Annotated in this window: 19 protein-coding genes and 1 pseudogene; 11 read left to right on the top strand and 9 right to left on the bottom strand. The window is 41.9% G+C overall.

Annotated features, from left to right (window positions below):
- Positions 1–688 precede the first annotated feature (688 nt).
- Complete coding sequence (locus tag DCO44_RS15745) at positions 689–1,000, top strand: ankyrin repeat domain-containing protein (RefSeq protein WP_116763543.1); 312 nt, start codon at positions 689–691, stop codon at positions 998–1,000.
- Positions 1,001–1,058: 58 nt separating this feature from the next.
- Here DCO44_RS15745 and DCO44_RS15740 read toward each other — a convergent pair whose 3' ends face one another.
- The gene (locus tag DCO44_RS15740) at positions 1,059–1,550 is read right to left on the bottom strand and encodes a transglycosylase SLT domain-containing protein (protein WP_116763545.1); all 492 of its coding nucleotides are present in this window, start codon (positions 1,548–1,550) and stop codon (positions 1,059–1,061) included.
- 451 nt (positions 1,551–2,001) lie between these two features.
- Between DCO44_RS15740 and DCO44_RS15735 the strand changes: the two genes are divergently transcribed.
- The gene (locus DCO44_RS15735; RefSeq protein ID WP_116763541.1) at positions 2,002–2,523 is read left to right on the top strand and encodes a GNAT family N-acetyltransferase; all 522 of its coding nucleotides are present in this window, start codon (positions 2,002–2,004) and stop codon (positions 2,521–2,523) included.
- Positions 2,524–2,589: 66 nt separating this feature from the next.
- On the opposite strand, the gene DCO44_RS15730 is transcribed toward DCO44_RS15735, so the two are convergent.
- Positions 2,590–3,285, bottom strand: coding sequence for a TIGR04219 family outer membrane beta-barrel protein (locus DCO44_RS15730; protein ID WP_116763539.1), 696 nt, complete (start codon positions 3,283–3,285; stop codon positions 2,590–2,592).
- A gap of 773 nt (positions 3,286–4,058) precedes the next feature.
- Between DCO44_RS15730 and DCO44_RS15725 the strand changes: the two genes are divergently transcribed.
- The 3 genes from DCO44_RS15725 to zupT all read left to right on the top strand — a co-directional run bounded on the left by DCO44_RS15725 (position 4,059) and on the right by zupT (position 6,588).
- The gene (locus DCO44_RS15725; protein WP_116763537.1) at positions 4,059–5,537 is read left to right on the top strand and encodes a sodium-dependent transporter; all 1,479 of its coding nucleotides are present in this window, start codon (positions 4,059–4,061) and stop codon (positions 5,535–5,537) included.
- A 10-nt stretch (positions 5,538–5,547) separates the two neighbouring features.
- Positions 5,548–5,691, top strand: coding sequence for a methionine/alanine import family NSS transporter small subunit (locus DCO44_RS15720; RefSeq protein WP_016165722.1), 144 nt, complete (start codon positions 5,548–5,550; stop codon positions 5,689–5,691).
- Between the two features lie 87 nt (positions 5,692–5,778).
- The gene (gene zupT / locus DCO44_RS15715) at positions 5,779–6,588 is read left to right on the top strand and encodes a zinc transporter ZupT (RefSeq protein WP_116763535.1); all 810 of its coding nucleotides are present in this window, start codon (positions 5,779–5,781) and stop codon (positions 6,586–6,588) included.
- Between the two features lie 44 nt (positions 6,589–6,632).
- Here zupT and rsmB read toward each other — a convergent pair whose 3' ends face one another.
- Positions 6,633–7,940 carry a 16S rRNA (cytosine(967)-C(5))-methyltransferase RsmB gene (rsmB, locus tag DCO44_RS15710; protein ID WP_116763533.1) on the bottom strand — a complete coding sequence of 436 codons (1,308 nt, stop codon included), beginning with the start codon at positions 7,938–7,940 and terminating at the stop codon, positions 6,633–6,635.
- Complete coding sequence (fmt, locus tag DCO44_RS15705) at positions 7,940–8,899, bottom strand: methionyl-tRNA formyltransferase (RefSeq protein WP_116763531.1); 960 nt, start codon at positions 8,897–8,899, stop codon at positions 7,940–7,942. The genes rsmB and fmt overlap by 1 nt, the downstream gene beginning before the upstream one ends.
- Before the next feature lie 422 nt (positions 8,900–9,321).
- On the opposite strand from fmt, the gene ilvD (DCO44_RS15700) reads away from it, so the two are divergent.
- From ilvD (DCO44_RS15700) to DCO44_RS15680, 5 genes are all read left to right on the top strand, one after another.
- Positions 9,322–11,151 carry a dihydroxy-acid dehydratase gene (gene ilvD, locus DCO44_RS15700; protein WP_116763529.1) on the top strand — a complete coding sequence of 610 codons (1,830 nt, stop codon included), beginning with the start codon at positions 9,322–9,324 and terminating at the stop codon, positions 11,149–11,151.
- 365 nt (positions 11,152–11,516) lie between these two features.
- Positions 11,517–13,202: a dihydroxy-acid dehydratase gene (gene ilvD / locus DCO44_RS15695; protein ID WP_116763527.1), complete on the top strand. Its 1,686-nt coding sequence runs from the start codon at positions 11,517–11,519 to the stop codon at positions 13,200–13,202.
- Between the two features lie 149 nt (positions 13,203–13,351).
- Positions 13,352–14,695, top strand: coding sequence for a hypothetical protein (locus DCO44_RS15690; RefSeq protein ID WP_116763525.1), 1,344 nt, complete (start codon positions 13,352–13,354; stop codon positions 14,693–14,695).
- Positions 14,676–14,963, top strand: a complete 288-nt coding sequence (locus tag DCO44_RS15685; RefSeq protein ID WP_116763523.1) for a chorismate mutase — start codon at positions 14,676–14,678, stop codon at positions 14,961–14,963. The genes DCO44_RS15690 and DCO44_RS15685 overlap by 20 nt, the downstream gene beginning before the upstream one ends.
- 123 nt (positions 14,964–15,086) lie before the next feature.
- Entirely contained in the window at positions 15,087–16,235 is a 1,149-nt protein-coding gene (locus DCO44_RS15680; protein ID WP_116763521.1) for a DUF1624 domain-containing protein, read from the top strand.
- 65 nt (positions 16,236–16,300) lie between these two features.
- Here DCO44_RS15680 and DCO44_RS15675 read toward each other — a convergent pair whose 3' ends face one another.
- From DCO44_RS15675 to ribF, 4 genes are all read right to left on the bottom strand, one after another.
- A complete protein-coding gene (locus DCO44_RS15675) occupies positions 16,301–16,783 on the bottom strand; it encodes an FKBP-type peptidyl-prolyl cis-trans isomerase (protein WP_116763519.1) in 483 nt (160 codons plus the stop codon).
- Positions 16,776–17,318 carry a signal peptidase II gene (gene lspA / locus DCO44_RS15670; protein WP_116763517.1) on the bottom strand — a complete coding sequence of 181 codons (543 nt, stop codon included), beginning with the start codon at positions 17,316–17,318 and terminating at the stop codon, positions 16,776–16,778. Before lspA ends, DCO44_RS15675 begins: the two co-directional genes overlap by 8 nt.
- Positions 17,311–20,157, bottom strand: a complete 2,847-nt coding sequence (gene ileS / locus DCO44_RS15665; RefSeq protein WP_116763516.1) for an isoleucine--tRNA ligase — start codon at positions 20,155–20,157, stop codon at positions 17,311–17,313. The genes lspA and ileS overlap by 8 nt, the downstream gene beginning before the upstream one ends.
- Before the next feature lie 64 nt (positions 20,158–20,221).
- Entirely contained in the window at positions 20,222–21,223 is a 1,002-nt protein-coding gene (gene ribF, locus DCO44_RS15660) for a riboflavin biosynthesis protein RibF (RefSeq protein WP_116763514.1), read from the bottom strand.
- A 209-nt stretch (positions 21,224–21,432) separates the two neighbouring features.
- Between ribF and DCO44_RS15655 the strand changes: the two are divergent.
- Positions 21,433–22,368, top strand: a pseudogene (locus DCO44_RS15655) (C4-dicarboxylate ABC transporter); the annotation flags it as partial.
- A gap of 225 nt (positions 22,369–22,593) precedes the next feature.
- Here DCO44_RS15655 and DCO44_RS15650 read toward each other — a convergent pair.
- Entirely contained in the window at positions 22,594–23,034 is a 441-nt protein-coding gene (locus DCO44_RS15650) for a hypothetical protein (RefSeq protein WP_116763510.1), read from the bottom strand.
- Between the last annotated feature and the right edge of the window lie 252 nt (positions 23,035–23,286).

Raw genomic sequence — 23,286 nt, 5'->3', positions numbered from 1 at the left:
AACTCAGAAGTGAAACCTCTTAGCGCTGATGGTAGTGTGGGGTTACCCATGTGAGAGTAAGTCATCGCCAGCTCATTTATTCAAACACCCCCTAACCAATGTTAGGGGGTGTTTCTTTATTAGAAAAATTTTTCTTTTGAAAAAACATCCAAAAATGTGATTAAAAATAATGATTAGTCATTTGAGGCTAACTTTAGAAGATACTAAATAACAGTTAATGTAGATTGAATACATGATATGAGGTGAATTTATGGGTATGAATTCAGTCAATATATTCGATCCACTTCCGAAAGATCTAACTAGAAGTATTTGAGAACATTATTCATGCTTCAATAATAAGGATAGCTCTCCTGATACAGGTTGGTATAATCAGAATGAGAGAGAATGGATCATGCTTGTTGAAGGAAAAGAAATTTTAGAATTTGACAGCGGTTCAAAATATGAATTATCCGTGGGCGATTACATTAATATTCCTGTACATGCCAAATGCAAGGTTGTTTAGAATGATCCCAAGCAAATCACCAGCTGGCTTGCAGTGTTTTATACGTCCTGAGTAATTACATGGCAAGCTATTTTATTAGTTATTGTTAAGCTCAATTATTCGATTTTAATTAAATTGATATGGCTGTATTAAAAAAATTAAGCTTTAATTGAGGTTTAAACGTTAAAATAAAAAAGGGTATATCCGATGAAACTCAACTCTTTTACCCCTCTTCCTGAAGATGATGAAGAACTGCATCTTCCTGAACTTGTTTACTGGTCATCTTTGGGTGATGTAGAGCAAGTTGAGCAGTTGTTATTGGCTGGAGCTGATCCGAATCAAACAGATGAAGAGGGCTATAGTGCACTACAAGCTGCGGCTGAAAATGACCATTTAGGTGTGGTTAAATTACTGGTCAGTAAGGGAGCAAGAATCGATTATCGCTCAGAATATACTGCACTTGAATTAGCTGAAATGGCTGAAAATAAAGATATTATTGCATATTTAAAAAGTTTATAAATATGACGTTATAAAAGGTCCATCTTAGGTTGGGCTTTTTAATTCCTGAAACCAAAGCTTAGAGTGAACCTTTGAGTTTTTCTTCGTGCTGTTTCACTTGTTTGGCATATTTTTTACCTTGGCGGCGCATTTTCCAACTCGATTCATAGCCTGTAGGTCCAACATTGTAATAGGCAAGGGCCTTTTTCCAACTCCCTGCAGATTGATTATATTTAGCTAAAATATAGGTGCCACAATTGATGTTACTGGCTTCTTCAAATAAATCACCTGAGCAAGTTTGTTGCCAATACATCGGCATAATTTGAGTTAAACCAATAGCCCCTGCGGGCGAAACAGCATAGTTACGATAACTTGATTCTTGTCGAATCATGGCAGCAATCAGTAAAGGATCGACCTGATGTAGTTCTGCACTTTGCACAATCATCGGTGAAACTCGGTTTGCTGTCGTTGAGTCAACAGCGTATGCCTTTTGGATGCCAGTAGACAGTTTTGCTGCACGTTTTTCTAAAGAGCCACCGCCTAAACCTGAACAGCCTGTGATCATGAACATAATTAAGGCAGTAATACCGAATTTAATTCGTGTTGATTGTTTCAATGTGGCTAAAGGGTTTAGAGAGGATACGTGCAACAAAATAAAATTCCTGATGTGATTAAAATATTTAGGATGTTAGGTAGTGCAATATAGGGAGTCAATATGAGTTATTTTAAGAAATAGAAGCATTCTGTAATGTTTATCCGATTTGGTTTATTTAGATTCTGAATGCTGCTGCTTGTATAAAAAGAAAAGCCCCATCATCCTGACAGGGCTTTTCTGTATAAGGTTATATGTAATCAACTCCTGTCAATTACGATGCTTCCTGCAATCTTTGTTATTATTTAAAGAAACTTCCTGTCTCTGTATGTTTTTATAATAAAAGGAAATAAGGAATGTATATAGACGTAAAAATCGTTGTTCTCTGTAAGCAAAAACGTACATCAAGAATTTGAATATTGAGGTGCTTATGCAAAACAAAAAGCATATCGGGTCAATTCGAGCTGAGCAACCTGAAGATGTTGATCACATCGAAGACTTGACCATGAGGGCATTTGAATCGGTAGTTTATAGTGATCATCATGAGCAATTTATCGTGCGTGCATTACGGCAGTCAGGACAACTCAGTATTTCTCTAGTTGCTGAACTTGATGGACAGCTAATTGGACACGTTGCAATTTCTCCTGTGCGAATTTCATCAGGTACAGAAGCTTGGTATGGTTTAGGTCCAGTTTCAGTCTTACCTGAATTTCAGGGGCAAGGCATCGGTCGAGATTTAATTGAAACGGCATTGGCCCAGTTAAAAAAGCGGCAGGCAAAAGGGTGTGTGGTGTTGGGAGAGCCTGATTATTATGCACGGTTTGGCTTTCGGCCCCTGAGTCAATTGGTACTGGAAGGGGTTCCTGCTGAGTATTTTCAAGTACTTGCATTTGAAAATGAAATTCCACAAGGCAATGTTCAATATCATGCCAGTTTTAATGCTACATCTTAACTGGATAGACGGACAAATAAAAAAGCTGAATGCAAACATTCAGCTTTTTTAGTAGCACTTCAGAAATTAGAAATGCGCATCTAAACCAATATAAGGACCTTTGAAGTCAAGTTTAATGTCATTGCGGTTATAGTCATCTAAATCAACAGTGAAAATTCGATAACCTGCTTTTACACCAACATCGACGAGCATGTTATCGATAAAGTTGTATTGAATTTCCGCCAAAGCATCGGTTAATTGCGCATCATCAAAGTTGCTATAGGTTAGCTCTGCTTTCGCACTTAAACCTGTAAATGGTAATTTACCACCGACTGTACCGTAAATAATCGGATAGGTTTCATCAATACTGGTACGTTGTCCTGCAAAATTGGTGATGTCACCATTCAAAGTGGTTGCACCTGCACCAATATCCAGATCAACAACGTTGTCTAAAATTTCGTAATAGAGAATGAAGTCAGCGTGATCAAGGTTAACGGCATAATTGGGCTGCCCAACAACGCTGCTCTCTGTTTGAGAGTCTAAATTAACATAGCGTATTTTGGCATTTGGAATAATCGGAACTGGGTGTTCTAAAGCGACAGAAAATTGGACTGCGCCTTCATTGTCCAGTTTTTCCTTTGAAAAAGGGGCTGTGTTGTTCATTTCAGCATGACCATCATATGCCCAATAGCTGATATCGCCTTTAAGTGCGACTAAATCTGCTTGAGCTAAGCCACTCAAACCTACGCCTAATGCCAATAATCCTGCTTGTGCTACTTTCATGCTTTTATCCTAAATTGTGTTGTGTGTTTGCGTTAAAAAAGGTTAAAACAAGAGCTATTCGGTTGTATTTCAGAGCATGATATAGCGATGCGAAAAAAGAAACAGTAGTCAAAGTGCTTTTTTACATAAAAGTGCAGATAGTGATGAATCTGCTAGAAGCAGATTTCTGATTTAGGTATAAAAATGATTGTGAGTGACAAATATCTTTTTAGATTTTGAATTCTACTCTGCTTGAACTGAGCTTAAGCTTGGTGGAAGGTGTGACATAAACTTGAATGAAATCATAAATTTATTTTAAAATTTTGAGTTTGGTGTGTGATTGTGATGCTAAATCACGATACTCAACTAAAAGATATTTAGATAGATAAAATGTAAGCACACAATAATCAATAAATTAAGGGAATTTTCCAGTATTTTAAAAATCTTGCATTTTGGGCTTTGTTAATCTATTTTAAAAAATATGATAAAAAAAGAGCTATATTTTGATCAATTGATTAAAAATAGAATACAAAAGGACGAACTTTCATCCAGAAATTACAGCAAAAAATAACAAAAGTGAGTATTGTTCAATGATTAAGAGGTGAAAACAATCCGAAAGACTTTAACCAAGATTTTGTGTGCATTTCATCTGTTTGCAATTTAGAACGAAACACCCAAAAGGTGGAAGCTAAATCAAACAACAAAAAGATTTTTGAATGGTGCTTTTTTTGCTAGCCATATTAATCCGTATAACAAGCAGCAATAAAAGTTACCCCAAGATTTAGGTGTGTTTCATGGCAGATTCTCGTGAAAACTGGACGTCACGATCTGGTTTTATTATTGCAGCCGTTGGTTCGGCTGTTGGTTTAGGTAATATTTGGCGTTTCCCCTACGTTGCTTATGAAAACGGTGGCGGTGCGTTCCTTATTCCTTATTTACTTGCATTAATTACGGCAGGTTTACCGCTATTATTTTTAGACTATGCTGTCGGGCATCGTAGTAATAATTCGCCTCCTAAAGCGTATCGCGCTTTATTTAAAGGGGGTGAAACGCTCGGTTGGTGGCAAGTTTGTGTCTGTATCATTATTGGCTTGTACTATGCCAGCGTACTGACTTGGGCAGGAAGTTATGTTTACTTCTCGATTGGCCAAGCATGGGGCAATGATCCAGAAAGCTTCTTCTTCAATACCTATTTACAAACATCTAAGGCCACAGGTTTAGATTTACAGTTTGTTAACCATTTGTTTTGGCCAATAGTTGGTATTTGGGCACTCACCTTGATCATCTTGTTTGGTGGTGTGAAGAAAGGGGTTGAACTGTCGAACAAAATCTTTATGCCTTTGTTGTTCGTATTGTTCACTTTCTTGGTGATTCAAGCTTTACGTTTACCTGGTGCAGCTCAAGGTTTAAATGCATTCTTTACCCCGAACTGGTCCGCAATGATGGACTATAAGGTGTGGTTAGCAGCATATGGTCATACCTTCTTCTCACTGTCAGTGGGTTTCGGGATTATGGTGACCTATTCATCTTATTTAAAACCAAAAACCAATTTAACAGGCTCGGGCTTAATTGTTGGCTTTGCCAATGCTTCAACTGAAATTTTAGCGGGTATTGGTATTTTTGCTGCATTGGGCTTTATGGCACATGCTGCAGGTACAGACGTTAAAGATGTTGTGAGTGGCGGTATTGGTCTTGCATTTATTGCTTTCCCGAAAATTATTTCGAGCTTGGGTGCTGGTGCAGATTTATTTGGTCTTCTGTTTTTCTCCTCGTTATTTGTAGCGGGTATTTCTTCTATGGTAAGTATTTTGGAAGTTCCAATTGCTGCCATGCAAGACAAGTTAAAATGGAGCCGTTCAAAAGCTGTATCGATTATTGGTGGTGGTAGTGCGCTGGTTTCAATCTTTTTATTCTCTAGCGTAAATGCGATTAAGCTGGTGGATATTATTGACCACTTTATCAACAATATCGGGATTATCGGTGGTGCATTGGCATCAATTATCTGTATCGCTTGGTTTAAACGTTCTGCACTGATGGAACTGCGTGATCATGTCAACCGTATCTCGACCATTCAATTAGGTAAAGGTTGGGCATTTACATTAACTGTAATTACCACGTTTATTTTAATTACTACACTAGGAATGACCCTGTTCAACTTAGTGATGAATGGTTACGACACTTACAGCATGAGCTTGCAAGGTGTATTTGGATGGGGCAGCGTGATTTTCTGTGCTGTTGTGGCAATTGTGCTCAGCAAAATGAAAGATCGCTAGGAGAAGCAGAATGAATACTAAAGCTATCATAATGATGATTATCTCAATGGTATTTCTCTGGGGCGGGTTGGCATTGTCGATTCTCCATTTGATGAAAAACCCTGAAGAATTGGATGAAGTGCTGGACGAAGTGAAAGATCAGCACACGTTGTAAATAATTTGTTTCAGTAAATACTGAGTATATGCAAATGAAAGCCATTATCATTTAAGATAGTGGCTTTCTTATTTAGAGCATCACTTTATGGACACCTTATTACCGCATCAGGTGTGGGTTGCATTTGGCGTGACCTTGCTTGCAGGACTGGCGACAGTTCTGGGCGGTGCTTTGGTCGTATTCTTTAAACAGCCGAGTTATCGCTTTCTCTCGTTTGGATTGGCATTTTCCGCTGGGGCGATGATTTATGTTTCTTTGACCGAAATTTTAAACAAATCCATTCATTCTTTTAGTCAGGCTTTTGATGATAAAACGGGCTATGCCTTCGGCACTTTATCATTATTACTGGGTGTGATTTTAGTTTTAATTCTCGACCGTTGTATCCCCAACCCTCACGAAACCATTGAAAACCAAAGTGTGCAGGGGATTAATCAACAACAATTATTACGTACAGGATTGTTGACTTTATTTGCGATTACGGCACATAACTTGCCAGAAGGCTTGGCCACTTTTTTTGCAACTTTGGAAAGTCCGGCACTTGGAGCACCGCTTGCGGTAGCCATTGCTATTCATAATATTCCTGAAGGTATTGCGATTGCTTTGCCTGTCTATATGGCAACACGGAAAAAAAGTGCAGCTTTACTTGCTAGTTTACTCTCAGGGCTTGCTGAACCTTTAGGTGCAATGGTTGGTTATTTTCTTTTGGCACCGTATTTAAGTTTTAGTGTGTATGGCACCGTATTTGGCATTATTGGTGGGGTGATGGTGTATTTGGCACTCGATGAACTACTGCCGACCGCTAAAAAATATGCACAAGGGCATGAAACCGTCTATGGCTTAGTCACAGGTATGGCCTGTTTGGCGCTGAGTCTGGTGATATTTAAGTATGTGAGTTAAGGTTGAAAAACAGAAACCAAAGTTTCTGTTTTCCTTAAAAAGGTTTAGGCCGTTTTTTCGATTAAGCAATAATAAAAACCATCGCCACGCCCTATTTGTGGGAACAATTGGCGACCATGAATCTGTTCAATCCCCCAATCGGCATCAATTTTAATTTCTTTCGCATCTGTATGCCCAGCAAAGAAGTCGACCATTTGCTGTTCATTTTCGGCTTTCAAAATCGAGCAGGTGATGTACAGCAATGTGCCGCCGACTTTGAGTTGTTGCCACATATTTTCAAGAATTTGCTTTTGGAGTTGTACTGTTTTGGCAATATCGCCCGACTGACGCAGTAAACGAATATCGGGATGGCGACGGATTACCCCAATGGCTGAACAAGGTGCATCAAGGACGATACAATCCGCAAGTTCAGGCGATGTCCATTTCACTGCATCGGCAGTGATAATTTCCACTGGCTCTTCGCTTAAAGCCAAACGTTCTAAGTTTTCAGCGACACGTTTTAAGCGTTTTTCATCTTGGTCGAGTGCGATCAGTTTTCTAGGCTGATATTTCTCTAAAATATGCGCTGTTTTGCCCCCAGGTGCTGCACAGGCATCAATCACGAATTTGCCATTCAAGTCAGGTAACAATGTTGCACAGAGTTGAGCATGTTCATCTTGTACTGAAAAACCACCTGCTTCAAAACCAGGCAGGCTAGGCACATGAATACTCTCATCAAGCACAATACCGACATTCGAAAGTTCACAGGCATGTGCTTCAATGCCTTCATCTTCTAAAATTTCAAGATATTCGTCACGGCTGACTTGTAAGGTGTTAACCCGCAAGGTTAAGGGTGCAACTTGTTTCAGCTCGTAGCTGATTTCAGCCAATTGCTCGCCCCAGTCTTTTTTCAAACGTTTGGATAACCAGCTCGGCAAATTCGAGGCTTGTTCTAGGACATCGTAGAACTGTTCTGTTTCACGTGTTGCACGACGCAAAATGGCGTTGACCACACCACTTAAGCTTTCCATACCCAATTGTTTTGCTGCATCTACCGTTTCAGAAATAGCCGCATGCGCTGCAACGCGGGTACACAACAATTGGTATAAACCCACGTATAAACAGGTTTCAACGACTTGGTTTTCTAGTGGTTTAGACAACAACGGTAAAGTCACTTGTTTCAGTGCGTGCCATTGGCGTAAACAGCCAAGAACTAATTCATGGTACAAGGCACGATCTTTGTCAGACACAATGGCCATGTGTTGCTGAAGCACCGATGCCAGTGATTGACCATTTTGGACAGCCAATAACGTTTTAACAACCTGAGCACGTAAGTTTAAAGTCTTACCAGAGGCGTTGGGAGATTGTCTCATTATAAAATTTGTCCAATATTCAGTTTTTGGGTTTGTAAAATTTGTACGGCATTAAGCGGTTTACCACCCGGCCATTGTAAAGCAGTTAGTGTGATGACGGTATGATTGGCACAGGCAACATGTACACCGTGTTTATCAATCGCAATAATTTCACCGACTTGGGTATTTTCCGTCGTTTCATGCGATAAGACCGAATTCCAGACTCTTAAGTTATTTTGCTCATCCAGTGCGATAAATGCCACGGGCCAAGGATTAAAAGCACGGATATTACGGTCAATCTGTACGGCATCTAAAGACCAATCAATTTGCGCTTCAGCTTTGCTGAGTTTATGTGCATAGACTGTGAACGCTTCATCTTGTACTTCACGTTCGGCTAAATAGTGCTGTAAGGTTTGTTCAGAGTGCAACACGGCAACAATAGCTTCTGCCCCTTGCAGCGCCAGTTTGTCATGCAATGAGGCAGAGGTATCGGTGGCTTCAATCGGACACAGGGTTTTATACATCATATCGCCTGTATCTAAGCCTGCCGCCATTTTCATAATGGTGACACCTGTTTCAGCATCTCCTGTAGCAATGGCACGTTGAATCGGTGCAGCACCACGCCAGCGTGGTAACAAGGAACCATGAATATTCAGACAGCCATATTTCGGCGTATCTAAAACCACTTGCGGCAAGATCAGACCATAAGCGGCCACCACCATCACATCGGCATTTAAATCTTTTAATTGTTGTTGTGCTGCTAAGCCTTCCTCAGTGGAAGATTTGAAGTGTAAAGGTTGATACACCGGTAAATCATGTTCCAATGCCAACTGTTTGACCGCTGAAGCCGTCAGTTTTTGACCACGACCTGCTTTGCGGTCGGGTTGGGTGTATACCGCCACAATTTCATGTTCTGTTTTCAGTAACGCTGCCAAAGCACATGCAGCAAATTCAGGTGTACCGGCAAAGATGATTTTCACACATCAAATTCCATAGAAACTTGTGTCTATTATATGTCAAAAGCAACGCTAAGCCGAATCTACAATATGCGCTGTAACAATCACGATATTGGTTGAATATGCGACGCAAAAAAATAGCAAGGGTATCGGTATTTGAAAACTTTTAGTTATGCAAAATTAAAAAAATATTCATGAAAGTTTTATATTTAATTTCCTGTGCTCGGTTTATAGTAGGTTCGTACAGTTTTCTTTGAGATCATTTGTCGAAATATAGCCTGTATATCGTGATGCAGGAAAGAGAAAAGCGGGTTGTCTGTTAAACACATAGCTGTAGTATTATGATGTTGCCTATGTTTCGATTGATTCATGCTCAATGATCAGTCTTCTTTAGCCAGAATGAATCGCAGATTCATATCAAGCACAAATTTTGTTGGAAATACACAATGCCTGACTATCGTTCAAAAACATCAACACATGGAAGAAATATGGCTGGCGCACGTGGTTTATGGCGTGCAACAGGTATGAAAGATGAAGATTTTGGCAAGCCGATTATTGCGGTGGTCAACTCTTTTACTCAATTTGTTCCTGGTCATGTGCATCTTAAAGACTTAGGTCAACTTGTGGCACGTCAAATTGAAGCGTCAGGCGGTGTAGCAAAAGAATTTAATACCATTGCAGTAGATGATGGAATTGCGATGGGGCATGATGGCATGCTGTACTCATTGCCTTCACGTGACTTAATCGCAGACTCAGTGGAATACATGGTCAATGCGCACTGTGCTGATGCGATGGTCTGTATTTCAAACTGTGACAAAATTACCCCAGGCATGTTGATGGCGTCTATGCGTCTGAACATTCCTGTGGTTTTTGTTTCTGGCGGGCCGATGGAAGCGGGTAAAGTGAAAATCCGTGGCAATGAACACGCGATTGACCTTGTCGATGCCATGATTGTGGCAGCAGATGACAGCTTCACTGATGAAGAAGTGGCTGAATACGAGCGTTCAGCTTGTCCAACCTGTGGTTCATGTTCGGGCATGTTCACTGCAAACTCAATGAACTGTTTAACCGAAGCTTTGGGTCTGTCCCTTCCAGGCAATGGTTCAACTTTGGCGACACATGCGAATCGTAAAAAACTATTCGAGCGCGCTGGTCAATTAATCGTTGAAATCACCAAACGTCATTACGAACAAAACGATTACAGCTTGTTGCCACGCTCAATCGCCACCAAAGCAGCCTTTGAAAATGCCATGACCCTTGATATTTCAATGGGCGGTTCAACCAATACGGTATTGCATTTGTTGGCAGCGGCGCATGAAGCAGAAGTTGACTTTACTATGACTGACATTGACCGTTTGTCACGTAAAGTACCTGTGCTGTGTAAAGTTGCACCTGCAAAACAAGACGTGCATATGGAAGATGTACACCGTGCAGGTGGCATTATGTCGATTTTGGGTGAATTAGACCGTGCAGGCTTGTTGGATACTTCTGTACCGACTGTGCATGAAAAAACCTTAAAAGATGCTTTGGATAAATGGGACATCATCCGTACTGAAGACGAAGAAGTGTATCAATTCTTCCGCTCAGCACCGGGCGGTGTACCGACGCAAACGGCATTTTCACAAGACCGTTACTACTCTCGTTTAGATGGTGACCGTAACAACGGTGTCATTCGTAATGCTGAACATGCTTTCTCTCAAGATGGTGGTCTGGCTGTTCTTTATGGCAACATTGCATTAGAAGGCTGTATTGTGAAAACAGCAGGTGTGGATGATTCCATCTTGAAATTCAACGGTACAGCACGTGTTTTTGAAAGCCAAGATGCTGCGGTAGAAGCGATTTTAGGTGGCAAAATCACGGCTGGTGATGTGGTGGTGATTCGTTACGAAGGTCCGCGTGGTGGTCCGGGTATGCAAGAAATGTTGTATCCAACCAGTTATTTAAAATCGAAAGGTTTAGGTAAAGATTGTGCTTTACTCACCGATGGTCGTTTCTCGGGTGGTTCATCGGGTCTATCCATTGGTCACGTTTCACCTGAAGCGGCTGAAGGTGGTGCGATTGGTTTGGTGGAAGATGGCGACCGTATCGAAATCGATATCCCAAACCGTAGTATTCACTTAGCCGTGGATGAAGCAACCATGGCTGCGCGCCGTGAAGTGCAAGAAACCAAAGGCTGGCAGCCTGCTGAACAGCGTCCGCGTAAAGTCTCTAAAGCTTTAAAAGCCTATGCGATGCATACTACCAGTGCCTCAAAAGGCGCAGTACGTGACATTTAATCGGTAGGTTTTACTGATGAGAAAGAGCACTCCAAATGGAGTGCTTTTTTAATGTTGCTAGAAACTGTCACGATCACATTTTGCTTTAAGATTTTAAAATGGTAATGGGTAGATAATTCCTTACTTTTGACAGCGTAAAAGTAACAAAATGCTTTGTTGCCCTAATGCAGCATCCTTGCTGCATAGGGCAACAGCGACATCCATGTCGCTTGGTCATGTGACCTGATTTGAGTAGAAAAACAATAAATGGGCTCATGTAATACCCAGCGAGTCGCTTTCATGTGTAGTTTACTTTCTATACAATAAAAACAGAAAAATTGCCAAGACTGTAGAGCAATACGCTGCCATCGCCAAGGACAAATACAATGAGTAAAGACAATATCCGCGAACATTCAGCCCCTGTTTATGAAGGCATCGAAAATGCACCTGCACGTTCCATGATGCGTGCCACAGGTTTTAAAGATTCAGACTTTACTCGTCCTTTTGTGGGTATTGCTTCGACATGGGCCAATGTCACGCCGTGTAATATGCACATCGATGGTTTGGCACGTGAGGCTGAAAAAGGGGTCAATCAGGCAGGCGGTAAAGGCATTATTTTTAATACCATCACCATTTCAGATGGCATTTCTAATGGCACCGAAGGTATGAAGTATTCATTGCTGAGCCGTGAAATTATTGCCGACTCGATTGAAGCCGTAGTAGGGTGTCAGGCTTATGACGGGGTGATTGCGATTGGTGGTTGTGACAAAAACATGCCGGGTTGCATCATGGGCTTAGCCCGTTTAAACCGTCCGGGTTTGTTTGTCTATGGTGGGACGATTAAGCCGGGCGCAGGGCATACCGACATGATTTCTGTCTTTGAAGCCGTGGGTCAACACGCCAAAGGTGAAATCAGTGCCATTCAAGTCAAACAGATTGAAGAAGTGGCGCTGCCGGGGCCTGGTTCCTGTGGTGGTATGTACACTGCAAATTCGATGGCCTCTGCGATTGAAGCTTTGGGCATGAGTTTACCGGGTTCATCGGCACAAGAAGCGGTTTCGGATGAAAAACGGATCGACTGTCAAAAAGCAGGTGAAGCGGTGATGAATTTGCTGCGCTTAGACCTGAAACCGCGCGATATTATGACCAAAGCTGCATTTGAAAACTCGATTAAAGTGCTGATAGCCTTGGGCGGTTCGACCAATGGGGTGCTGCACTTACTGGCGATGGCACATACCGCTGGAGTTGAACTGAGTTTGGATGATTTTGTCCGTATCGGGCAAGATATTCCTGTAGTGGCCGATGTACGTCCATCTGGCAAATATCTGATGTCTGAGCTGATTGCGATTGGAGGCATTCAACCGCTGATGAAGCGGATGTTAGATGCTGGCATGCTTGATGGTTCATGTCTAACCGTGACTGGAAAGACCTTGGCGGAAAATTTAGCCGAAGTTGAAGACTACCCTGAAGGTCAGCAGATTATTTTACCGTTTGATGCCCCGATTAAAAAAGACTCTCACTTGGTGGTGCTCAAGGGTAATTTGTCTCCAACGGGTGCCGTGGCTAAAATTACCGGTAAAGAAGGCCTGTACTTTGAAGGGCCTGCGCGTGTCTTTGAAGGTGAAATTGGCGCAATGCGTGGCATTTTAGATGGCGAAGTTCAAGCGGGTGAGGTGGTGGTGATTCGGGGCGAAGGGCCTAAAGGTGGGCCGGGCATGCCAGAAATGCTGAAACCGACCTCAGCGATTATTGGTAAAGGTTTGGGCAAATCTGTGGCCCTGATTACCGATGGTCGTTTTTCTGGAGGCAGTCATGGTTTTGTGATTGGACATGTGACCCCAGAAGCTTATGAAGGCGGACCAATTGGTCTTGTTCAAAACGGAGATCGCATCTCGATTAATGCCGAAACACGGGAAATGACGTGGCATGTTTCTGAACAAGAAATTGCCGCACGGCAAAACCGTTGGGTCAAGCCAAAACCAAATTATACCCACGGTGCGCTGGCGAAGTTTGCTAAACTGACCACCGGAGCCGAAAAGGGTGCAGTGACTGATTTAAATTTAGAACTGTAGCCTATCGGGAAGGATTGAACATTTTGTCTTGAATTATGTTACGTTTTGCTCAAGACTTATTGTATTTTAAGACATTCTGTTCATCGTATTGGTCATTTTCTGCGGGTTCAAAACAACATTACCCGCTCTTTCTAGATTAGAGGCAATTCATGTCACTGTTACGCCGTTGGTTCGATCCGATCCGATCGAGATGGTTTTATCAAAAGCCAACTCGTCAAGAGGTATTGTCCACGGAGCATGGGCTCAATATTCATTTACGTTTAGACGATGTTTATAGTTATTTGGCTGTGCAGCAGTTGCCACAATTAGAAGAAATTTTGAGTGATGAACTTAAACCTCTCAAAGTCATTATTTCCAGTCAAGCTCCCGAGCCACCGAATCAGATGTCAGCGCAAGAATGGCAACACTATTGCCTGAACGATGCGCAGATTCTATCCAAACAGCACCGCTTCAGTTTCCATGAAACCCCTGAACAGCCACCACAAGAAGCCTTGGCACAAGCGGAGACCATTTTAAGAAATACCCCATTGCAAGGTCAGGACTTTCTGTATTTACTCGAAGATGTGTTTCATATGCTGTGGCAGAAGCAGTATGGTAAGTTGCGTACTTTATATGCCATGGCGAGTAAACATCATCAGGAACAGCACTTTCCAGAACGGGTATTTAATGATGATGCCATCCTTGCCAGTTATTTTGAATTTTCAGACCGTAAATACCATGCAGTGGATGATCTGCTGCGTTTAACCCGCCGTTTAAAACAACAAAAATTACTGACAGGTAATCCGATTTTCCTCATCAATCATATCGAATGGCGTGAGCATTTAATTAGTGATGCAGAAGAACTAAATGAAATTCAAGCACTTGATCCAGAGTTAGATTTATATATTGCGTTAGAAGATCCAGTTTCATGGCTGTTATTGGCCTATATTAAAGAGGAATTGGCAGATTATTATAATATTCAGTTAACTGTGTACCCACTGAGTTATCATGGGCGAGACTGGTTTGACTGGAGCTTGGCAACCCGTTTATCTAAACGGACAGAAGTGGCATTTACCCCATTTTGTCGTCCGACTAAAGAAGCCACTTATGCGATGGCACAGTTGTATTATCGTGTGCCTGAAGAGCAGCGGATTGCAGCCATGCACCGTATTTTGCAAGCGGTATGGACCCAAGGCAAAGATTTATCGTTTAAGGCACATTATCAAGAATTGCAACGTGAGTTGGAGCTAGAGTTACAGGATGTGAAACAAGAGGATATTCAAGCCAAACTGAAAGAAAATGATGTATTGTGTGAAATGAAGTCACAACCTGATTTTCCAGTGCTCGAATTACGTCTTGATGGTCAACGTTATACCTTTAATAGCTTATATCGAGTCTGGATGATTGAAAGTATTTTCAGTAATGTGTTAGAAGAAAAATATAAAATTGAAAACGAAGCAGATCACTCCAGCTTAACACCAGAAGATAAAACCAATGCAGAAAGAGAAATGTGAGTCGCTCGAGCAAGTTCGAGATAAAATTGATGTGATTGATCAGCACCTGATTGAGCTCATTACCACCCGACAGTTTTATGTCGATCAAGCGGTACGTTTTAAGCGCACTGAACATGAAGTGCAATCTCCAGAACGGGTAGAGCAGGTGATTGCCAAAGTTCGTAAACAGGCGGCACAACAGGGCACCGATCCTGATTTAATTGAACAGATTTATCGGGAAATGATTCAGCATTTTATTCGCCGTGAGCTCAAAGAAATTCGCCCATAAATCAATCATTTTGTTATTTAATTTTTCTTAAAAATTAGGCGTGCTAAATAGCGCGCTTGGGTTTATTTTGGGTTCAAAAACGCATAGTATATGTAATATTATAACATATCTATTTATTTCATCATGTCTGCACTTTCCCAACGCCTTCAAGCGATTGATGCACTTCGTGGTCTGGTCATTTTAATTATGATGGTCGACCATGTCCGTGAAACCTTTTATTTACATCATCAAGTTCCCGACCCCATGCGTATTGAGGAAACGGAAGCCAGTTTGTTTTTTAGCCGAATTTTGGCACATTTGTGTGCTCCAGTTTTTGTGGTTTTGACGGGATTATCGGCGTATTTATACCAAGCTAAACACAACAGTTTGAGCATGACGCGCGAGTTTTTGCTTAAACGTGGTTTATTTTTAGTGATACTCGAGTTGTTGGTGATTAATTTTGCATGGACAGGACAGTTCCCACCGCAAGTGATTTATCTACAAGTGATTTGGGCCATTGGTATCAGCATGATTGTTTTGGCGATGCTGATTGGGTTGCCACAGAGAATTCTGTGGTTGATTGCTGTATTGATTATTTTTGGGCATAACCTGTTGGATCAGGTTTCCTTGCAACAAATGCCTATTTTACAGCCGATCTGGTTGATTTTACATGAGCGTGGTTGGATTGAATGGGGGGAATTCCTCAAACTTCGAACTTCTTATCCTGTACTGCCTTGGATTGGAGTAATTTTGCTGGGTTATAGTATTGGGGCAACTGTTTTTCAAGCACAGATGACGCCACAACGAAGAAGTATATATTTATGGGTATTTGGCTGTAGCAGTATCACCGTGTTTCTGATACTCCGAATGTTAAATTTTTATGGTGATAGTGCATGGTTAGAAATGTCGACGCCACTGCAAACCTTGATGAGCTTTTTTAATCTGACCAAGTATCCGCCGTCCTTATTGTTTATTTTATGGAATGTTGGCTTGGGGCTGTTACTGCTTGTGGTATTGGAAAAAGTGCAACAGCGGGCATGGGTACGTCCCTTAATTATTTATGGCTCAGTACCGATGTTCTTTTATATTGTGCATTTATTTGTTTTAAAATTACTGTATGTGCTTGCCGTGGCGCTTTGGGGACAGAATCATGGTGACTACTTTGGGGTAAATCAAGTATCTACCCTTTGGTGGATTGCGATTATCCTGTGCATCGTGCTTTATCCTTTGATGCTGTGGTTTTCTAAATTTAAGCATCAGAATAAGCAGATTCCGTTATTAAAATATCTTTAGTTTTCTGTACGGCATAAAAAAACCCTTCACAGTTGAAGGGTTTTTTATGTTGTAAAAGCAGGCTTTTACATGAATTTCACGCCTTGTTGACCCGCAGGAGTCACTTTGAAGATTTCCACTTCAAAGGTAATGTTTTTACCCGCCAATGGATGGTTAAAATCCACTTCAGTAATATCATCCCCGACAGTTTTAACGACGCCATACAGACTTTGTTTGGCTTTATCTTCAAACTCAATCATGTGGCCTTCAATAGGGCGTTGCTCGAATTTCACCGTATCAAATGTTTGCACATTTTCAGGGTTCCATGGCCCAAAAGCATCTTCTGGTGGAAGGCTGACGGTACGACGGTCACCTGCACGTAGACCAAATAGGGATTTTTCAAAACCTGGGAGTAAACTGCCATCGCCCATCACCAAGCTGACAGGTTCAGCACGGCTACGGGTATTGTCAATTTCTACGCCATTTTCAATGGCAACGGAAAAATGAAGATCGACTTTTGAACCGTGTTCAATACGAGTTTCTTCATTTGGATTAATAATTTCATTCATGGTGTTGCATATCCGCACGTTGAATTCGATGTTTTTCTAAGAAAAACGTATCTATAAGCAGCAGAATGGTGCCCAAGGTAATGGCACTGTCGGCAAGGTTAAATGCAGGGAAGTGACTATTGTTGTAATAGACATGAATAAAATCGACCACATAACCCAAGGTGACGCGATCAATTAAATTTCCTACAGCACCACCTAAAATCAGGGCAATTGCCATGGGTAAAATCGTGATGTGTTTTGGCATGCGCATCAGCCAAAACACAAAAATCACTGAAACCAAGGCTGCAAGTGAGGTAAAGAAATAACGTTGCCAACCGCCAGCATCGGACAAGAAACTAAAGGCTGCGCCATAGTTATGTAACAAGGTCCAATTTAAAAAAGGCAGTACAGGTACCGGATCTGCATAATTCAGGTGCGTAGACGCAATCCATTTGGTCCATTGATCTAGAACAATCGCCACAATAGATAATCCCACCCACAGCAAATTGTGTGGGTAGAATTGAAACAGGCCCGCTTTCTGTTGTGGATTAGGCATATTTTCTCTCTTCGCCTTGACCAGTAGGGAGGTTAATAATACAACGTGCACATAGCCCTGGATGTTCGTGATGTGTATTCACATCTGGCAGGACATGCCAGCAACGTGCACATTTTTCACCTTCCGCAGCAGAGACTTGCACGCGTAAACCTGCTAGATCGGCTTCCTGACCCTGAGTCGCATCAAAGGCATAGACCTGTACTTGTGAAGTAATCAGGACGAAGCGAAGTTCATCACCTAGGCGATCTAGCACCGCTTTCAACTCTTCATTTGCCCAAAGTTCGACTTTGGCAGAGAGATTTGAACCCACCAGTTTTTCGTTGCGTGCAACTTCAATATGCTTGTTCACGGCAGACTTCACCGCAATCAAGGTTTGCCAGTCCGCTTCTGACAATAAGTTTGCAGTCGATGACATAGGAATGTCATACCATTCCGCAGTGAACACATATTTCTCAGTTTGTTCTGGAATCAGTGGCCATGCTTCTTGTGCGGTAAAGCTTAAAATCGGTGACATCCAACGCACAAAGGCTTGAACCAAATGATACAGCGCAGTTTGAGCCGAATGGCGCGCTTGCGAATCTGCTTTGGTGGTGTACTGACGGTCTTTGATGATGTCGAGGTAGAAACCACCCAAGTCGTTAATACAGAAGTTAGTCAAGGCATTGGTGACGATATGGAAGTTCATATCTTCATAAGCTTGTTGAATGGTTTTCTGTACGTCTGCTGCACGTTGCAAGATGTATTGATCTAGTGCAATCAATTGATCTACAGGTAGGGCATCAGTCGATGGGGTGAAACCATTTAAGTTTGCCAATAAGAAACGCAAGGTATTACGGATACGACGATAGCCATCGGATGCACGGTTAAAGATTTCTTTACCTGCGGTCATTTCATAACGGTAATCAGCCGATGCAATCCAGAAACGTAAACCATCTGCACCCATATCTTTAATGATGTCTTGTGGGGTGATGATGTTGCCCAAAGATTTTGACATCTTACGGCCTTTTTCATCCACCACGAAGCCGTGGGTCAGTAAGCCTTTGTACGGTGCGCGTTTATTGATGGCAATTGAAGTCAACAATGAAGACTGGAACCAACCACGGTGCTGGTCTGAACCTTCAAGGTATAAATCAGCAGGATCGGTGAGTTCTTCGCGTTCACGCAGCACAGCATAGTGCGTTGTGCCTGAGTCGAACCACACATCTAAAGTGTCACGCACACAGTTGTACTGTTCTGCTTCATCCTCGATAAAGTCTTTCGCTTCGCGGTTATACCAAGCGTCAATGCCTTCTTGTTCGATCAGTTTCGCAACTTCTTCGATCAACTCTGCTGTGCGTGGATGTAGCTCGTTGGTGTCTTTATGCACGAAGAATGGGATTGGCACACCCCAAGTACGTTGACGTGAGATACACCAGTCGGGACGACCTTCGATCATCGCTTGAATACGGTTTTTACCCCAATCTGGTACAAAACTGATCTCGTTTTCAATCGCATTTAAAGCGTTTTGACGTAGACCTTGAGCATCCATGCTGATAAACCACTGTGGCGTGGCACGGAAGATAATCGGCGTTTTGTGGCGCCAGCAGTGTGGGTAGCTGTGCTTGATTGGCTTGTGCGCCCACAATTTGCCAGCTTCGCTTAAAGCGGCAATGATTTGTGGGTTGGCTTTATAAATATGTTCGCCTGCAAAAATTGGAGACGTTGGTAAGTAGACGCCGTTGCCACCCACTGGATTGTCAACTTTTAAGTTGTACTGTAAGCCAACTTTATAGTCGTCCACACCATGGCCAGGTGCAGTGTGGACTGCGCCTGTACCGCTATCGGCAGTCACGTGTTCACCTAAAATCACAGGCACTTGGCGATCTGCGATGAGTGGGTGTTGTAAGCTTAAATGCTCAAGTTTATTCCCCGTGAATTCAGCCAAAACTTCAACACTGTTAAAACCATAACGTTCAGTGGCAGATTCAACTAAGTTTTTCGCCAAGATAAAGTTTTGCTCTGCTTTTTCTTCACCGCGAGCTTTGACCAATTGGTATTCAAGTTCAGCGTGTAAAGCTACTGCTTGGTTCGCAGGTAAAGTCCACGGGGTGGTGGTCCAGATCACAATGTCTGTCGTATCTTGAACGTCCACACCTAAACGAGCAGAAAGATCCGCCAAATCAACAACACCGAAACCAACGTCAATCGCATCTGACTTTTTGTCTTCGTATTCCACTTCGGCTTCAGCCAAAGCTGAACCACAGTCCAAACACCAGTTGACAGGTTTTAAGCCCGGTTCAATATGACCTGCTTTTGCAATTGCGCCCAGCGAACGAACGATGTCCGCTTCCTGCTTGAAGTTCATGGTCAGGTAAGGATTATCCCAATCGCCAAATACGCCCATACGCACAAAGTCTTTCTTTTGCAGTTCAACTTGGGTGTAGGCATATTCACGGCAGGCTTTACGGAAAGTTGAAGCATCTACCTTCACGCCCACTTTGCCGACTTTTTCTTCCACTTTTAATTCGATTGGAAGACCGTGACAGTCCCAACCCGGCACGTAAGGAGCATCAAAACCATCCATGATACGGCTTTTGATAATGATGTCTTTTAAGACTTTATTGACCGCGTGACCTAAATGGATTTGACCATTGGCATACGGAGGGCCGTCATGCAGGACATATTTTTTCTTGCCAATACGCGACGCACGAATCTGCTGATAAATGTTGTCGGCATACCACTCTTCTAACCATTTTGCTTCACGTACTGCAAGATTTGCTTTCATTGCAAATTCAGTACCTGGGAGGTTTAGTGTGGCTTTATAATCCACTGCATTTTCAGGAGTTTGCTTATCGCTCATGCAAGATGTCTTCCAATTTAATCAGCGGCTCGGCTGACGCGTTTTACATAAAATTGATTAGTATTTAAAAGGGAAATGTGGGGGTGTTTTGGCGAAACTCTAGTAGTTTCACCACATCATCATCAATTCCCGCTTTAAGTGCTTCCAGCGAAGGGTAGTTCTTTTCACCATGTAAGTAGTTTAAGAAAGTGACCCGCATTAACAAGCCATACAGATTAGCAGAAACATTGGGAAAATGTACTTCTAATCGCCATTCTGGATGCGCTTGTTGTATGGCAGGTCGTGTTCCGACATGCCCCGCACCAAACAAAGCGGTTGCTTGATAACCCAAAATTCCTTTTTGTTCTGAATTCTCTTGTACAACTTTGTCTTGTAAAGACGTAGTTTCACAAATGACATCGACACCATAAATACCGTTTAAACAAGGTTTATGACGGTTGAGGCGTACATTAATCGTTGGAAAATCTAGGGTTCGTCCAATTTGGTCGCCATATTGCACCCGACCTGTGATGCTATAAGGTCGCCCTAATAACTGTGCTGCGAGTGCTAAATTACCTGCTGCGAGGGTTTGACGAATACGGGTTGAACTGACCCGTTCACCTTCAAGTGCAATGGTGTGTAAATTATGAACATCAAAGCCATAATTTTTCAGAAATTCACTGTTGCCTTGTCGGTTTTTGCCAAAGTGAAAGTCATCGCCCAATATGAGGCTTTGCGCATTCAGTTGGTCTTTTAAAATACTGGCAAATGCTTCCGCACTTAAGCTGCGGAAAGTATTGTCAAACTTGGCCACGGCAATATAGTCCACGCCCAATTCAGTTAAGTATTCGACTTTTTCGCGAAGTGAACTGATGCGTGGCGGAGCCTCATAGCCTTGAAAAAATTCTAAAGGCTGTGGCTCAAAAATCATGACTAACGATTTGAGTTGTTGTTGTGCAGCAACCTGTTTCAGTTGCTGAATCATCGCTTGATGTCCCAAATGGACGCCATCAAAATTACCAATCGTCACAGCGGTTTGAGGTAATTGAAAGTCTGGCGCTAAAGCATTCAGGCGGAGCAGCTTCATGGGCTAATCAATAAATGAAAAATAATCAGGCTTATATATTGCCATATTCTTGAGCATTCGTCTTGTTGTTGTGTTTTTACCCAGAAAAATTTATTGATCTACTGCGTCAATATTAGGAAAGCTGATTTTAAAAATAAACAATAATCAATTTTTCTTATTTAAAATAGGTTGTAATATCAACATAACTTCTTAATTTGGGTTGAAGCCACATGAACAAACCCTTTCATCAGTTGCCACAATGGCATGATGTGATCCGTCAGTTTACACCGAACTGGTTTACCGTTTGTATAGGGACAGGCATCCTGTCGATTGTATTGGCGGAGTTTAGTCTTGTGCATCCTATTTTTTGGCAATTGGGTGCGGGATTGTGGGTGTTCAATGGGCTGCTTTTTATCTTATTTAGCAGTTTGTATGGTTTGCGTTGGCTACTGTACCCGCAGGAAGCCAAACAGATTTTTACCCATCCCAGTATGAGTTTATTTTTAGGCACCATTCCAATGGCATTGGCGACGCTGATTAATGGCGCTTTGAAATATGGGGTAGTGCTGTATGGTGCAGCCATAATAGGTGTTGCTGAATGGTTGTGGTATCTCGACGTATTGATGGCCGTGATGGTGGCGTTTGTGGTGCCATTTTGTATGTTCAGTTGTCAGCGCCATCAATTACAACAGATGACCGCAGTTTGGCTTTTACCCATTGTAGCGTGTGAAGTGGCGGCAGCCTCGGGCGCGGTGTTGTTACAGCATTTGCCAGTCAGTCCTCATGCCGTGGGTATTTTATTTGGCAGCTATATTTTGTGGGGCATTTCGGTTTTTCCTGCCATGCTGATTTTGGGCATTTTATTTTTGCGTTTGGCCTTGCATCAATTGCCCAGTCAGGAATTGGCCATGACAGGCTGGTTGGCGGTCGGGCCGATTGGCACAGGAGCATTGGCATTATTACTTTTGGGTGAACAGGCTACACACTTACTACATGCAACACATTTCATCGAACTGGGTGAGTTTCTCCATCATGCAGGTTTTTTGAGCAGTTTGTTGCTGCTTGGTTTTGGGGTGTGGTGGTTAGGAATAGCGATTATGATTACCCTGAAACATGCAGGTTCACATTTGATTTTTAATTTAGGCTGGTGGGGTATGACTTTCCCCTTACCGTAGACAATAAGGCTAAACCTTGCGTTAGAGTGATGAAAAAATTATGTAACTATTTGGAAAATAGAGATTTATGTGTGATTGATCCTAAATAATTTAGCACTGTACTTTGCTCTGTTTTTTAGTCATGACTAAAAAATGTAATAGTCGCAAAGTTGCCCGACTTTGAAACATGGCTAAAGCCATATTTCAAAGCATCGTGCTATTTAACCCGAATCCTGTTTAAGCCAATGATTCTATAATTTGAATTTTCGGCTTATTTCGATGGGTTAATTGATATGCACATAACGATGCGTAAATCCCACTTAGAAATCCATGAATACTACGTGCTTTACTCGTCACTAAATTGTCTTTCATTAAGGCGACATGTAATGCATGTAGTGCCAATTGATGCATATTGATGAGGTGAATCATCCGTTGGTAGCAGGGTAAGCTTTTAAATAAATGATTTTTATCCTGTTTCAACCATGAAAAGAATGCTTTGAAATTGTTGATATGAGAACACTTATACCAAATGGCGATAAAATTGATTTCTGAGAGGCTCAATTGAGCTGGGCGAATTCTTACGGAGTGACGACTTTGTTTGAGAAATTTCCAATAAGTTGCTTCAAATTTAAGAAAGAAATCATCAATTACGCAGAATAATTCGGTACTATTGAACATTAGGACTAGAGCTTTAGGTTTGGTGTGGTAACTCAACTGATGGCTCTAGTTCTTCTATTTTTCAAGTCAATTTCTTATCCGCGATTCGGGTTATTTATCATTATTTATTAATAAGAATATTAATTACAAACACTCGTATCTTCACAGCGAATCCAACCAATTATTGTTTTTTTGTTTTTGTTTGAATAAGAAATCTTAATCCATCTTGATGTTATATTTACAATTTTAAATTTATCCCTAACAATTAGATAA

The organism is Acinetobacter sp. AM, assembly GCF_003105055.1.
In the GTDB taxonomy this organism is placed as follows: domain Bacteria; phylum Pseudomonadota; class Gammaproteobacteria; order Pseudomonadales; family Moraxellaceae; genus Acinetobacter; species Acinetobacter tibetensis.
This window is presented reverse-complemented; position numbering and strand designations above follow the sequence as displayed.